This is a genomic window from Sphingobium sp. TomTYG75 (assembly GCF_054771635.1).
On sequence record NZ_BSRE01000001.1, the window covers coordinates 539,528 to 553,263 of the forward strand.

At 61.3% G+C, this 13,736-nt stretch carries 12 protein-coding genes and 1 tRNA gene; 5 read left to right on the top strand and 8 right to left on the bottom strand.

Annotation, left to right across the window (positions count from 1 at the left end; genetic code table 11):
* Positions 1-7 precede the first annotated feature (7 nt).
* Entirely contained in the window at positions 8-997 is a 990-nt protein-coding gene (locus tag ACYU81_RS02615) for an LLM class flavin-dependent oxidoreductase (RefSeq protein WP_460986216.1), read from the top strand.
* Here ACYU81_RS02615 and ACYU81_RS02620 read toward each other — a convergent pair.
* Positions 990-2,087, bottom strand: coding sequence for an acyltransferase family protein (locus ACYU81_RS02620; RefSeq protein ID WP_460986217.1), 1,098 nt, complete (start codon positions 2,085-2,087; stop codon positions 990-992). The genes ACYU81_RS02615 and ACYU81_RS02620 overlap by 8 nt on opposite strands.
* A gap of 222 nt (positions 2,088-2,309) precedes the next feature.
* On the opposite strand from ACYU81_RS02620, the gene ACYU81_RS02625 reads away from it, so the two are divergent.
* Positions 2,310-3,962 (top strand): ATP-binding protein, encoded by a 1,653-nt coding sequence (locus ACYU81_RS02625; protein ID WP_460986218.1) that lies wholly within the window; start codon positions 2,310-2,312, stop codon positions 3,960-3,962.
* 3 nt (positions 3,963-3,965) lie between these two features.
* Here the strand turns inward: ACYU81_RS02625 and ACYU81_RS02630 are convergent, their stop codons facing one another.
* The 5 genes from ACYU81_RS02630 to ACYU81_RS02650 form a co-directional block, all read right to left on the bottom strand.
* Entirely contained in the window at positions 3,966-5,417 is a 1,452-nt protein-coding gene (locus ACYU81_RS02630; RefSeq protein ID WP_460986219.1) for an MATE family efflux transporter, read from the bottom strand.
* 35 nt (positions 5,418-5,452) lie between these two features.
* Positions 5,453-8,275 carry a valine--tRNA ligase gene (locus ACYU81_RS02635; RefSeq protein WP_460986220.1) on the bottom strand — a complete coding sequence of 941 codons (2,823 nt, stop codon included), beginning with the start codon at positions 8,273-8,275 and terminating at the stop codon, positions 5,453-5,455.
* A 108-nt stretch (positions 8,276-8,383) separates the two neighbouring features.
* Positions 8,384-8,860 carry a DUF2497 domain-containing protein gene (locus ACYU81_RS02640; protein WP_460986221.1) on the bottom strand — a complete coding sequence of 159 codons (477 nt, stop codon included), beginning with the start codon at positions 8,858-8,860 and terminating at the stop codon, positions 8,384-8,386.
* A gap of 18 nt (positions 8,861-8,878) precedes the next feature.
* A complete protein-coding gene (locus ACYU81_RS02645) occupies positions 8,879-10,339 on the bottom strand; it encodes a TolC family outer membrane protein (RefSeq protein ID WP_460986222.1) in 1,461 nt (486 codons plus the stop codon).
* Positions 10,340-10,354: 15 nt separating this feature from the next.
* Complete coding sequence (locus tag ACYU81_RS02650; RefSeq protein ID WP_460986223.1) at positions 10,355-10,987, bottom strand: protein-L-isoaspartate O-methyltransferase family protein; 633 nt, start codon at positions 10,985-10,987, stop codon at positions 10,355-10,357.
* A 189-nt stretch (positions 10,988-11,176) separates the two neighbouring features.
* On the opposite strand from ACYU81_RS02650, the gene ACYU81_RS02655 reads away from it, so the two are divergent.
* A tRNA-Cys gene (locus ACYU81_RS02655) sits at positions 11,177-11,250 on the top strand.
* A 14-nt stretch (positions 11,251-11,264) separates the two neighbouring features.
* On the opposite strand, the gene ACYU81_RS02660 is transcribed toward ACYU81_RS02655, so the two are convergent.
* Positions 11,265-12,428: a tyrosine-type recombinase/integrase gene (locus ACYU81_RS02660; protein WP_460986224.1), complete on the bottom strand. Its 1,164-nt coding sequence runs from the start codon at positions 12,426-12,428 to the stop codon at positions 11,265-11,267.
* Positions 12,429-12,679: 251 nt separating this feature from the next.
* On the bottom strand, positions 12,680-12,874 hold the full coding sequence (locus ACYU81_RS02665; RefSeq protein WP_460986225.1) for a hypothetical protein: 195 nt from the start codon (positions 12,872-12,874) through the stop codon (positions 12,680-12,682).
* Between the two features lie 108 nt (positions 12,875-12,982).
* Here ACYU81_RS02665 and ACYU81_RS02670 point away from each other — a divergent pair, with 108 nt between their 5' ends.
* Together ACYU81_RS02670 and ACYU81_RS02675 are read left to right on the top strand one after the other, a co-directional pair.
* Positions 12,983-13,387, top strand: a complete 405-nt coding sequence (locus ACYU81_RS02670) for a helix-turn-helix domain-containing protein (protein WP_460986226.1) — start codon at positions 12,983-12,985, stop codon at positions 13,385-13,387.
* Positions 13,377-13,724, top strand: coding sequence for a hypothetical protein (locus tag ACYU81_RS02675; protein ID WP_460986227.1), 348 nt, complete (start codon positions 13,377-13,379; stop codon positions 13,722-13,724). Before ACYU81_RS02670 ends, ACYU81_RS02675 begins: the two co-directional genes overlap by 11 nt.
* The last annotated feature ends 12 nt before the right edge of the window (positions 13,725-13,736 follow it).

A 13,736-nucleotide genomic window follows, 5' to 3' on the forward strand; every position in this document is an offset into this window, starting at 1 on the left:
CCGGGCAATGATCTGTTTTTCCGTTCTGGACCTCGTCCCCGTCATTGAAGGAAGCACCGTTGGCGAAGCCCTCGTCAACGCCGCGGCCTTCGCCGTTCATGCTGAACAACTCGGCTTCCATCGCTATTGGGTTGCCGAACATCACGGCATGCCGGGCATCGCATCGGCCGCAACTTCGGTAGTGCTGGCGCATATCGGACAGGCGACATCGACCATCCGCATAGGTTCGGGCGGCATCATGCTCCCCAACCATGCCCCCCTGCTGATAGCCGAACAGTTCGGTACGCTCGCAGCGCTTTTCCCCGGTCGAGTAGACCTTGGGCTAGGCCGCGCGCCCGGATCGGACCAGCGGGTGGCTCAAGCCATGCGCCGCACGCTTTCCGGTGGGCCGGATGAATTTCCGCGCGACGTGCTGGAATTGCAGGCCTATTTCGCGGGTGACGGAAGGCTCGGCTTTCAGGCGACGCCCGGCGCGGGCGAAGATGTGCCACTTTGGATCCTCGGGTCCAGCCTCTACGGCGCCCAACTCGCCGCCGCGCTGGGCCTGCCCTATGCCTTCGCCTCCCATTTCGCTCCTGGCGCGCTTGAGGATGCGATCGCGGTTTACCGTCGCGACTTCAGACCCTCGGCCCAGCTTGATCGCCCCTATGTGATGGCAGGCTATAATATATTCGCGGCGGACAGCATGGAAGAAGCGCGACTGCTCGCCACCTCCATGCAACAGGCCTTCGTTCGTCTCCGCACGGGGCAGCCGGGCAAGTTACAACCACCCGTGCCCGGCTATTTCGAAAGCCTGCCACCCGGCGCGCAGGCGATGCTTTCGGATGTCCTGAGCGCCACGTCGATCGGCCCGCAGGACAAGGTCCAAGAGGATCTTGCCGCTTTCGTAGAGCGGACGGGTGTCGATGAATTGATCATCGGCGGGCAAATCCATGATTTCAGTGCCCGCAAGCGTAGCCTGGAAATCGCCATGGCCGCCGCCAAGGCAATTAGCTGACCGCCGAGGCTCCCTGCAAGCGTCCTCCACTCAGCACCTTGGCCAGACCCGGCCAGGCACGGCTGAGAAGCGATCCCAACAGCAGGACCGCGATCAGGACCAGCAACGGCTGAATCAACAGATAAGCAGGATAGAAAGGCGAACCGAGCTTCCCGAACAAAACACCCAGCAACGGCCCGCCCAGCCAGATCAGGATCAGATGCGAACAGAATAGCAGAAAGGCGAAAGGCTCGATCCTCAACAGCATTCCCCGCACGGGGCTTCCCGCCAGCCCCCAGGACAGCCGCCAGAAACAGGTGGCCGCAGCAACACGCACGGCAAGGTCAAGCAAGCCGACGCCTATGGCCGATCCCTGCGCCGCTTGCAGGGAAAAATGAAGCTGCACGGCCATGAGCAACAGGAAAGGCATGGCCGCTGCGGCCAAACCGAGCCCGGCAACCCGCTCCGCCAGCCCGGTTCGCCGGGCCATCATTCCCACGACAAAGAAGAACAGGATTGCTGGGCGCATCAGCACCGGCGGCCCCCAACCCGCAAGTTGCGCGACAGCTGCGACAGCAGCAACGCCAATCAGCACGCGACTAGGAAGGCGAAGCAGCAATGGAGCAATGACCATGCACAGGAACAAGTCGCGCAAGAACGGCATCTGCACGTTGATGTCCGGGTTCCGGGTCACGACGAACAGTTCCTGAAACAACCAATCGAACGAGACCGGCACGGGCGCTGACAATCCCAGCGACCAGGCCGCGCCGGATACCAGCAAGATGCCAAGGCCATTCCACAGGATCATCGGCAACAGGATCGTCCGCGCCTTTTGCAGCACATGACGGAACCAGTTCTGTGCGCGGGACGATCCCGCTACCAGCCAGCCGGAAATGACGCCCAGCAGCGGCACTGCGCTGCGCCCGAATATTTCCATGAGCAGCCAGCGCAGATTTTCCTGCGGTGTGCCGCGCGCGATTTCCAGGTCATGACCGTTCAACCCGGTCCAGGCGTGCACATAGACCACACCCAATATGCAGATCACCCGAGCTATGGAAATCGCATCGGATCGGCGCACCGCGTCAGCCGTCATCAACTGGGTCAAAGGCATATCCTGATCTTGCGGCAGTCAGCGGCCGATACGCATGACAAACGATTCGCGCCAGAGTAGACGCCTGAGCGCGCGGCGGGAGGTGGCGATAGCGAGGTTAACAGCCTGGTTCGGCAGCAGGCGCAAAACGTCCGAGATAAGCCATTTCTTTACCTATGTACGGCTACACAGGCAGGCCGAATTCCGGCAGCGCGCGTCGGAAATCAGATTCAAGGGGGGTGTATGAGCCACATGCCGGGAGCTGCCGAATTCACGCACGGCCAAACGAAGCCTGCCGCAGCCAACGCCATGGGCGCGGTTTTTCAGATAGCCGGTTCCAGTTCCAAGGTGCTGATCGACGCCGCCTCCATTGCAACTCTCGCACATGATAGCGACCCCTGCACGGCAATGGCGGGGCAAGTCGGCAGCCAAGTAAAAATGCGTGTAGGCAGTGCATGGCTCATCGCCAGCGTGCGCTCCATGGCGATGGATCGGCAGGACAGCGGCCTGATCATCGCTGACGTCGATTTTCTGGGCGAAGGTGACGAGGAACCGCTTACCGGTCGCATTCATCACTTCCGTCGCGGCGTCACCCGCTATCCTGCACCGGGCACAGAAATTTTCCCCGTATCCAGCGCCGACATGCAGCAGATCTACGCCGCCGATGACCGGCCCCATGTGCAGATCGGCACCGTCTATCCCACGACGGACACGCGTGCCGCGCTCTATGTCGACTCGATGCTGGGCAAACATTTCGCCCTGCTGGGTTCGACCGGTACGGGCAAATCCACCAGCGCCGCTCTCATTCTTCACCGCATTTGCGACCTGTCGCCCGAAGGCCATATCGTGATGGTCGATCCGCATGGCGAATATGGGGCGGCCTTTGCCCAGAATGGCGCGGTCTTCGACGTAGGCAACCTCGCTCTGCCCTACTGGCTGATGAATTTCGAGGAGCATTGCGAGGTTTTCGTCACCTCCGAAGGCTCCGATCGCACGGTCGACTGCGACATTCTGGCAAAATGCCTGCTCGCCGCGCGGCAGAAGAACCGGCTCGCGGAAAGCATCGGCAGGCTGACCGTCGATTCGCCTATCCCCTACCTGCTGTCGGACCTCACCAACATCCTGCAAAATGAGATGGGGAAACTCGACAAGGGCACGGGCGCCCTCCCCTATATGCGGCTCAAGACCAAGATCGACGAGATCAAGGCGGACCCGCGTTACAGCTTCATGTTCTCAGGCATGCTCGTCGCGGACACGATGCAGGAATTTCTGGCAAAGATCTTCCGCCTGCCATCGGGCGGGAAGCCGATTTCGATCATCGACGTGTCGGCCATGCCGTCGGACATCACCTCCGTGGTGGTATCGGTACTGTCCCGTCTGGTCTTCGACTATGCCATCTGGGCGCGGGACGAGGCTCAGCGGCCGATCCTGCTCGTCTGCGAAGAGGCGCACCGCTATATTCCCAGCACGACCACCGGCACCGGCCAGGCCGTCCGCCGCATCCTGGAGCGTATAGCCAAGGAGGGCCGCAAATATGGCGTATCGCTTGGCCTCATCACACAGCGACCGTCGGACCTTGCCGAAGGCGTGCTGTCGCAATGCGGCACCATCATTTCCATGCGCCTCAACAATGATCGCGACCAGGCATTCGTGAAGGCCGCCATGCCCGAAGGCGCGCGCGGTTTCCTCGACTCCATTCCCGCGCTCCGCAATCGAGAGGCGATCATCTGCGGTGAGGGTGTCGCGGTGCCCATCCGCGTCGCGCTGGACAATCTGGAGGAGCACCGGCGGCCCGCATCGGGCGATCCGAGCTTCACGGATCTTTGGCGTCAGTCCGGTGGAGAGGCAGACATTCTCGACCGCACTATCACCCGCTGGCGCAGCCAGGGACGATAAGCGTCAGCCCGCAGGTGCGAACCGCCCTGCGGGTTCGCTCTCCGCGCTGATGCTTTCCCGGCACTCTTCCTCATGCACGGGGACGAGCAGCGTCGCCTTGCGCCAGCCGCCCTGCAGATAGGCGAGACCTGCAATCAGAAGGGCTGATCCCGAACTCACAGGGAAGCTCAACCACAAGGCATTGGCGCCCAGATACGGATAGCTGAAGTGATAAAAGCCAAGGCGAACGCCGAACAACGTGACGGTAAGGATCAATAGCGGCCTCACCACGACGCCATTCGCCCGCATCACCCCGAACAGGATCATCGTCGCGCCGAACAGCATATAGCTCCAGGTCGCAAGCAACTGCATTTTCCAGGCGGCATCGATCGCGGCCCTGTTGTCGCCAAGGAAGAGCGAGAGCAACGGCGCGTGAAACAACAGGATCACGCCAATCATCGCGCCCGTAATCAGCAGCAGATAGCCCAATCCATAAGCGGTAATCCGGCCAATCCTGTCCCACCGGCCCGCACCGATATTTTGCGCCGCCATGGCGCTGACAGCCGCACCCATGGCCATCGCAGGCATCTGCAAATAGGTCCAGATCTGCTGCGCCGCGCCATAAGCCGCCGTAACGATAAGCCCTTCGCGGTTAACCAGACCGATGATCATCAGGCCAACAGCCGACATGACGATCATCTGAAGCCCCATCGGCAACCCTTTGCCCAGCAGGATACGCAATTGGTCCGGCGCCGGGATCAGATAGCGCAGTTCCGGCCCCCGCAAGCGCAGCGGCAGGTCCTTGGCATATACATAGAAGATCAGGCCAAGCAGGCTGGCGATGCCGGCCGCCGCCGTGGCCGCCGCTGATCCGCCGATGCCCATCGCCGGAATCGGCCCCAGCCCAAGGATGAATACCGGGTTCAGCACCAGATCGATCCCGACGCTGACGAACATGAAGATCAACGGCGTGCGCGCGTCCCCAGCTCCCCGCAATCCCATCATCATCATGACGCTGATCAACGTTGCGGGCATCGCAATGAAAATCACGCGCAGATAGATCAGCGCCATGTCAAATGCTTCGGCAGGCGTTCCCAGCAGGTGCAACATTGCGGGCGATGCAGCCCATCCGGCCGCAGCGACAACGGTGCCCAATATGGTGCAAAAGCCCGTCGCTGACCCGAAGGACCGGCGGGCGGCATCCATATCGCCCCGACCCGCCGCCTGGGCGATCACCACGGTCGATGCCATGCCGAATCCGAACACGATGGAAAACATCAGGAACATGGTGATGTTCGCGTTGGCCGTGGCGGCAAGAGCCTGCGCGCCCAGAAAGCGGCCGACCCAGATCGCGTTGATCGATCCATTCAACGACTGAAGCACATTGGACGCCAGCGTCGGCACGGCAAAGACCAGCAAGGACGACGCGATAGGCCCGTTTACCAGGTCCCTTGTTTCACGCTTCCCTGCCGCCATTCTTGCCCTCCCCTAAGCGCTTCATCATTAACCGATCAGGCCAGACGATCCAGCGCCGCCGCCAACCTGTCCGCCTCCGCGGTTTTCTCGGCATGATCTTCACGCGCCTTGGCCACCGCCTCGGGCTTGGCCTTTTCCACGAAACTCGGATTGGAAAGACGCCCGGAAAGCGAATCCCGTTCCTTTTCCGCAGCGGCGAGAGCCTTTGCCAGCCTCGCCTTTTCCGCAGCGATGTCGATCACGCCCTCCAGCGGGAGGATGAAGGTCGCCTCATCGACAACGATCTGCGCCGCGCCACCAGCTACGCTATCGCCAAAGGACAGGCTCTCCACCCGCCCCAAACGCGCCAGGGCCGCGCCCTGCCGATCGATGCGGCGTCGTGTTTCTTCCGACGCTTCGCTGACCACGACCTTCAGCTTGGCGCCCGGCGGCACGTTCAGTTCCGTTCGCGCCGTGCGCATCGCGCTGATCAAGCGGATCAGCCAGTCAATCTCTGCCTGCGCCTCGCTATCGACGGCATAGAGCGCCTGCGGCCAGCGAGCGACGATCAGTTCCGTCTCGCGCGTGCCGGTCAGGTTCCACAGCTCTTCGGTGATAAAGGGCATGAAGGGGTGGAGCATGACGAGGATCTGGTCGAACGCCCAGCCCGCGACAGCCTTCGTCTCCTCATCCATCGAACCCTTGGTGAGTTCGATATACCAGTCGCAAAACTGGTCCCAGACGAAATGATAGATGGCGTTCGCGGCTGCGTCGAAGCGCAGCTCGGTCATGGCGGTGTCGATCGCCTGCACGGTCGCCACCGTCTCGGCAATGATCCAGCGGTTGACCGGCGCGGTGGCGGCAGGTGCCTCATGGCTGGTCGATGCGGTGACCCCGTTGGATTGCAGGAAGCGCGCCGCGTTCCAAAGCTTGGTCGCGAAGTTGCGATACCCCTCAACCCGCTTCTCATCCATCTTCACGTCGCGGCCCTGGCTTTCCATGGCGGACATGAAGAAACGCAGCGCGTCCGCGCCGAACTTGTCGATCAGGCCCAGCGGATCGACGACATTGCCCTTGGACTTGGACATTTTCTGCCCGTCCGCCGCACGCACCAACCCATGGAGGTAGAGCTTGCGCCACGGCACATCGCCCATGAACTCCATCCCCTGCATCGCCATGCGCGCATCCCAGAAAAACAGGATGTCGAAGCCGGAAATCAACAGGTCGTTGGGATAATGGCGCTGGAGCAACGAGCCGGGACGAGGAATCAAGCCCCTCCCCTTCAGGGGAGGGGTTGGGGTGGGGGATTGCCCCAAGCGCTGCGTATGATCGAGAGCCCCCACCCCCGGCCCCTCCCCTGAAGCGGAGGGGTGCGTGAGGTTGTCCGGCCAACCCAGCGTGCCGAAAGGCCAGAGCGCCGAGGAAAACCATGTGTCGAGCACATCGGGATCGCGAACCAGCTTTTTGTTGCCAGCAAGCGCCTGCGCTTCCTCCTCGCTTTCCGCAACATAGGGATTGCCATCCTCATCATACCAGGCGGGAATCTGATGCCCCCACCAGAGCTGGCGCGACACGCACCAGGGCTGGATATTCTCCATCCAGTTGAAGAAGGTCTTTTCCCACGTCTTGGGGACGATCTCGATCCGCCCGTCGCGCACCGCCTGCATTGGCGCGACAGCCAACTTCTCGGCATCGACATACCATTGGTCGGTCAGCCAAGGTTCGATCACCACGCCCGAACGATCACCAAAGGGCGTCTGGATGGTGCGCGGCTCGAAATCGGCTTCGACCTCCTCGCCGTCCTTATTCTTCGAGACATGCGGCACCAGCATCCCCAGCGCCTTCATCTCCGCAACGACCAGTTCGCGGGCGCCATCGACGCCATCGCGCTTGAATCGGTGTAGCCCCAGGAAGCGCTCCGGTATCAATCCATCTGCCGTCTGCACGACATTGGCATCGGCATCGAACATGTTGAGCATCTCGGCCGCGCGGAAGCCCGCCCGCTTGCCCACTTCGAAATCGTTGAAGTCATGCCCCGGCGTGATCTTGACCGCGCCCGACCCCAGTTCCGGGTCAGCATGCTCGTCACCCACCACCTTAAAGCGCCGCCCCGTGATCGGCTGGAGAATATCCTTGCCGATCACGTCCTTGTAGCGTGGATCGTCAGGATGCACCGCCACAGCCATGTCGGCCAGCATCGTCTCGGGCCGGGTTGTCGCAACGACGATATGATCCGCACCATTGGCCAGCTTCACGCCGTCCGCCAGCGGATAGCGGAAATGCCAGAAGCCGCCCTTCACTTCCTGCGTCTCGACCTCAAGGTCAGAAATCGCAGAGCGGAAACGCGGATCCCAATTCACCAGCCGCTTGTCACGATAGAGCAGACCGCGCTCGTGAAGTTCCACGAACACCTTGATGACGGCCTTCGAAAAGCCCTCATCCATGGTGAAGCGCTCATTGGCCCAGTCCATCGAGCAGCCAAGCCGCCGCAGCTGGCGCGTAATCGCGCCGCCGCTCTCGGCCTTCCACTCCCAAACCTTCTCGATGAACTGCTCGCGCGTATAGTTGGTGCGCTTGTCCTGCCGCGCCTCCATCTGCCGCTCGACGACCATCTGCGTCGCGATGCCAGCATGGTCGGTGCCCACGACCCACAGCGCGTCCTTGCCGCGCAGCCGTTCGTAGCGGATCACGATGTCCTGCAACGTATTATCGAGCGCATGGCCGATATGCAGGCTGCCGGTCACATTTGGCGGCGGATTGACGATGGTGAAGGGTTCGGCGTCGGGGCGTTCCGGGCGGAACAGCCCCTTCTGCTCCCAATGGGCGTACCAGCGGGATTCGATTTCGGCGGGGTCAAAGGTCTTGGGCAGTTCGGTCATGGAAAGGCGCCTTAAAGCCCCTTCCCTGACCATTCCAGCGCTTTTACCGCCTTGCAGCCGTCAACCGAGCCAATGCGCCATAAGTTGGAACGCGGAGAGCCTGCGAGATCAGCGGCCAGTGATGCGAGCGATTTCCTTTGCCACCATGTCTTCCACCAGTGCGGGAAGGCGTGCATCCAGCCATTCCTTCAACATCGGCTTCAACATGGACCGTACCAGACCGTCCAGCGTGTTATCCTCGCCATCCTTGGGCGTTACCAACATGGACGAAAGCGCCGAAAGCGAATGCCGCGCGGCCACTTCGCTTTCAACCGAGAGGATTGAACTTTCCTCAACCGGCGCTTCGACCTGCGTTGCACGGCCAGTCTTGTGGGCAGGCATCGGCTCCTCCGCTCCAACCTCGTCAGTCAGTTCCAGCACTTCCTCGACCGCAGGGTCGGCGGGTTCGGCAGCCTGCTTGGGTGCGGCGTCGGATTTACCCCGGCGCGACACCGCCTGCGCAGCCTCCTCGCCTTCCTCGGCAATGATGCGCTTGATGGACGAAAGAATGTCCTCCATCGAGGGTTCCTTGCTCATGTCGCCCATGAATAACCCCTGTTAACCTTAAGGTTGTTGCGCCAAACCAGCAGGCACATTGGCATTTTGTGCAGGCGTGTCAACGGTTCTGGTCGCTTCCGGCTTGGGTGCGGGACCGAAATCCCAATCGAACCACTTGCCCTTGACCCGATCATAATTAACCATGGGATCATAGAGCGTGCCTGCTTCCAGGCTGAGGTCGTCCGCTTCCGCATGGCCCATCGCGGCCAGCAGACTGAAGCCCGCGACATAGGCGTTACGGCGAGCAGACACCAACTGCACCTTGGCGTTGAGCGCTTCCTGTTCCGCATTCAATATGTCCAGGATGGTGCGGCTACCGACAGAATTTTCCGCGCGCACCCCTTCAAGCGACAGATTGGCCGCCTCGACCGCCTTCTGGTTGGATTCGATGCTTTGCAGCGATGCCTGCCAGCTCGCATAGGCTGATCGCGTTTGAGCGATGACGCCACGCTCAACCTCAATCTCCTGCTCCATCGCCCGCGATTCGAGCGCCTGGTTCTGGCGCACCTGCGCGCCGGGCCGGCCGCCCTGATAAAGCGGAAGGCGCAACGTCGCTCCCGCAACCACCTGCTTGTTCAGCTGCGACGGATCGGTCGGGTCATCAAGTGATCCCAGATAATGGGTATAACTGCCCTGCGCGAAACCGGACAGCGTCGGGAGGACGCCTGCCTTCGCCACCCGCACGTCATAACGAGCAGCTTCACGCGCTTTTTTCGCGGCGACAAGGTCAGGATTGTCGGCAAGCGCCACCTGCACCGCCGTTTCCGGGGTGGCGGGAAGGCCGGGAAGCGGCGGCGGCGGCTGCAAATCATCCGGCGTGGCGCCAACCAGGGCGATGTAATTTTCGCGGCTGGCGATCAGGTTCGCCTGCGCCGTCTGCAAGTTGGATCGGGCCAGCGCGAGCCGCGATTCGGACTGGGCGACGTCCGTGCGCGTCAGATCGCCCACTTCGAATCGGTCGTTCGTTGCCTGCAAATTGACGCCGAGCGCGCTGACATTAGCCAGATTGAGCGACACGACCGCGCTGTCGCGGATAACGTCCATATAGGCGGCGACAACCTGGGAGAAGATCGATGCCTCGGTCCCGCGCAGATTGGCCTGCCCCGCCTGCACGCGCACCTGGGCAGCCTTCACCCCGTTACGCACTGCGCCGCCCTGATAAATTGGGACGTTCACCGTAGCGGTGCCGACGAGCGAACGATCAGGCGCGAGGAAGGACCGCGCGGGCTTTACCAGCAACTCCTGATATTCGGTGGTGGTGCCAATATTGGGCCGCCCATCCGCCTTGCGGATCGGCACAGTCTCATCCGTCGCCCGTTGCTGCGCCCGGGTGCCGGTGAGCGTGGGGTTGGAACGGTAAGCCTTTGCCAGGGCGCCCTGCAGGGTTTCGGCCTGCGCGATCCCAGCGTTGAGGAGCAGCAGAGCCGTGGCGGCCGAGTGCCGAAGAAACACCTGCTTTGCCGTCATGACCCCCCCAGCCGGTTAAAAGACGAAACGCTCCGGCGCCGCAAAACCGGGCAGGATGACCATCTCAAGGTCGGTCAGGCTGACAAGACCCAGAATACCGGAAACCACCCGCCCGCTGCACAGGCGTGTAACGCCGCGCTCGACAAGACCGGTCACCACACGCGCACCATCGGCAAGCTGCCCGACAAGCGTCGCGGGCACTTCCTGCACCGCCCCATCAATGAAAAGTATGTCATAAGGCGCGCCCTGCGGATAGCCCGCTTCCAACGGGCCGCGCATGACCGTGGCGCCATTGCCTGACAATTGCGGACCATCCTCAGTCTCGACTGCCGTCACCTGGGCGCCAAGAGCGGCCAGAAGTGCCGCGCTATATCCCGTGGCCGCGCCGATGAGCAGAACGCGATCGCCCTCCTCCACCTGCGCTTCCTTGAGCAGCCGTCCGGTGGCCAGCGGCGGATTGAGCGCACGGCCGGAGGAAAGCGGAATCGAACGATCGACATAGGCCATCGCGCGCCGTTCAGCAGGTACGAAATCTTCCCGCGGCACGCGCGCCATCACGGCGATCACCCGTGGGTCATCGACATCGCTGGTGCGAAGCTGGCTTTCGACCATGGCGGCCCGCATCGATGAAAAATTCTGCTCGGTCACGATACTACCTCGATTGGCATAACTGTATTGGCATGGCAATACAGCGCTGACATTACCGGAACGTCTAGATCACGCGACAAGCAACGCCAAGCGGCTTTCCACGCCCGTGAGCGATAATCTTGGGATCGGTCAACATGGCCGCGCTTGACTTTGCATCAAAAGCCGCACATTTGCGGCCACCCACGCCGAGGCCCGATGGCGGAGTGGTTACGCAGAGGACTGCAAATCCTTGCACGCCGGTTCGATTCCGGCTCGGGCCTCCAACTCTTTCAAAGAGTCAGCCATTTTCAGTCCTTTGTGCTGATTTGGCGTCTAACCTTGGATCAGGGTTAGACATTTCCCACTCAGAGAGGCGCTTGATCGCACCCTCCGCGAGGCGTTCCTGATTGGCCGCTTCGGTATAGCGCGCGACCTCGTCATCCTTCGAATGGCCGCTGACCGATTTCATGGTCTTATTCGGCATTTCCAGCTCGGCCATGCGGCGCATTGTCGCCTTTCGCAGGCCGTGGGCGGTACACCGTGGCAGGCCAGCGGCATCGCATTGCTCGCGGAACCAGCCTCCGAAACCCTTAACCGAGAATGGTTTGCCCCACTCCGTCACCAGAAAGCACATGGCATCAGTCGCTGGCATGGCGTCGATTGCTACCGCGAGCTGCGGGGCAATAGGCAAATGCAGCAGCTTGCCGGTCTTTGTCTGCCGGATCGCGAATTTGCCTGCACGTATATGCTGTCGGCCAAGATGGATAGCATCCACCTTGCGCTGATCGGTCCAGAGCATCAGTTCCATCGCGAGACGCTGCTTCGTTCCGCACGGCCAATGCGCGCGGTAGGTGGCAATGTCGGCCTCCGTCCAAGTGTAGAAGCCCAGCGACCGTTCGCCAGGCGCCACCTTCACTGTCTGCGAATCGTCAACGGGATTGCTCGTGATCCAGCCCAGCTTCCGAGCGAACGCGAAAAAGCGGCGCAGTTCCTTGCGCAGCTTGCGCGCGGCTTCGATCCCGCCGAATTTCCGCCCCTTCTCATCGACCGTCTTGACCCGCGCCTTGGCGATAATCGCGTCGATATGATCGAAGCGGATGCCTTTGACAGGCCTGTCTTCCCTATCCTCCGCGAATCGCTCCAGAATCTGACGCACTTTCGTTTGCGTTACGTCGCTGGGGCCAAGCCGCTCCGGCACAGCCAAGTATCGCCGCAGAAGATCGCCGATGCTGCCGGGCATCGTGCGTTCGGCGTGGGCCTGCTCCCGTGCCTCCGCTATCGCTTCGGGACTGTTGAAGCGCCGATATTCCTCCCTGAACGCCTCCGTTCCCAACGGCGCGGTGAAATAGCGTGATGGGTATCCCTTCCGCCGAAAACGCAGCCGCTCCTTGCCGTGCCGATCTTTGAAACGAGACACATATTCCGGTAGGAAGCGATTGGATCGGGAACTGCGTTTGTTCATGGCGATAGCTCAGCATCCCAAGGGTTGTCAGTCGTGGGCCTGCTAGAGCCACCATTCTCTATCAACACGAGGATGGTGCCGTTGGGTTCGATCTTGCAGCCTCCCGGCATCACGCCTGCCGCCAATACTGCCCGAACAGCGCGGGTTACATCAGCTTTCCGGAAACGGGCGGGCCGCGCGGTCATGATGCCACCTGGAAAAGCTGCCCGACCGAGATACCCTGCCCGCTGGTGGTGCGAAGGCGCGTCATATCACTTCGCCTCAGCCGCGCGAGGTTCCACCATGTTCGTTTCGAGAAATTCCTCGATCGCCCCTGCAGGCAGATAAACCGTTCGACCGATACGGACATGCCGGAGCTGGTTTGAGGCGATCAGCTTTCTGATCCGGCTTTCCGGCCAGCCCGTTTTGGCAGCCAATGATTTCGCACTCTCGAAATTGACGCTCATGGTGAATCCTTGCCGCAATTGCGCATTCTAGCTACGTTAGTGCAGAGAATGACATATTTATCCTCTTTTGAGGTTTTTTACCTCAAATGAGGTTGAGGGGCAAGTCTGTTGTCTGTTGGTGCGCGATTGGCAGAATTGAGAAGCGAAGCTGACCTCTCCCAGGCAGAGTTTGCTGTCCGCGTCGGCACATCCCAAAGTGCGTTCGCGACCTATGAAAAGGGGGCGCGTGAAACCCCGCTCAGTGTGGTCTCCGCCGCCTGCAAAGAGTTTGATGTCAATCCAACCTGGCTGCTGTTTGGCGAAGGCGCCAAGCGCAATGCCGATGCGTCAGACCTCGCTGCGCGCGCCTACAGGGTCACACGCAATTTCGTGAGGGATACGCCGGTCGAATGGACTGACGAAATGGAGAGCGAATTCTTCCTGCTCTCATTCCGCTATCTGACTGAACACGCCAACTCGTCAGATGAATTTCTGAACTTCATGCTCGGAAAGGCCGTCGCCAATGCCCGATAATGACAACAGCCCGCTGAGCGATTCCGAGCAGCGCCTGATTAGCTTCATCCAGTCTGTCCGTCCAGAATCGGCTGCCTTGCTCAAGCTTCGATACGCGACCGAGAAATGGCTTTGGCATGGTAAGCTGTGCGCTATCATTTGCGCGGCTGTCGTCTTTGGGGCCGCACTGCTCAGCGGGTGGCATGGATTGCCCGCCCTGTTGGCAATCATCGGCGCCAGCACGCCATTGGTAATGATCCTGTCCCTGGAGCGCCTGTTGGGCCGTTGGAAAGGGCGCCTGTGTATCGAGCAAGGTCGTCCAACCTCCCACTGGCATTTTGAGCGCGCTGCCGCCTGAAATCAGCGATCT

Bases quoted from the DNA above. Each gene is read 5' to 3' on its own strand.
- ACYU81_RS02675 (WP_460986227.1), top strand. From the start codon at position 13,377: ATGCCCGATAATGACAACAGCCCGCTGAGCGATTCCGAGCAGCGCCTG.
- ACYU81_RS02665 (WP_460986225.1), bottom strand. From the start codon at position 12,874: ATGAGCGTCAATTTCGAGAGTGCGAAATCATTGGCTGCCAAAACGGGC.
- ACYU81_RS02660 (WP_460986224.1), bottom strand. From the start codon at position 12,428: ATGAACAAACGCAGTTCCCGATCCAATCGCTTCCTACCGGAATATGTG.
- ACYU81_RS02630 (WP_460986219.1), bottom strand. From the start codon at position 5,417: ATGGCGGCAGGGAAGCGTGAAACAAGGGACCTGGTAAACGGGCCTATC.
- ACYU81_RS02625 (WP_460986218.1), top strand. From the start codon at position 2,310: ATGAGCCACATGCCGGGAGCTGCCGAATTCACGCACGGCCAAACGAAG.
- ACYU81_RS02640 (WP_460986221.1), bottom strand. From the start codon at position 8,860: ATGGGCGACATGAGCAAGGAACCCTCGATGGAGGACATTCTTTCGTCC.
- ACYU81_RS02620 (WP_460986217.1), bottom strand. From the start codon at position 2,087: ATGCCTTTGACCCAGTTGATGACGGCTGACGCGGTGCGCCGATCCGAT.
- ACYU81_RS02615 (WP_460986216.1), top strand. From the start codon at position 8: ATGATCTGTTTTTCCGTTCTGGACCTCGTCCCCGTCATTGAAGGAAGC.
- ACYU81_RS02645 (WP_460986222.1), bottom strand. From the start codon at position 10,339: ATGACGGCAAAGCAGGTGTTTCTTCGGCACTCGGCCGCCACGGCTCTG.
- ACYU81_RS02635 (WP_460986220.1), bottom strand. From the start codon at position 8,275: ATGACCGAACTGCCCAAGACCTTTGACCCCGCCGAAATCGAATCCCGC.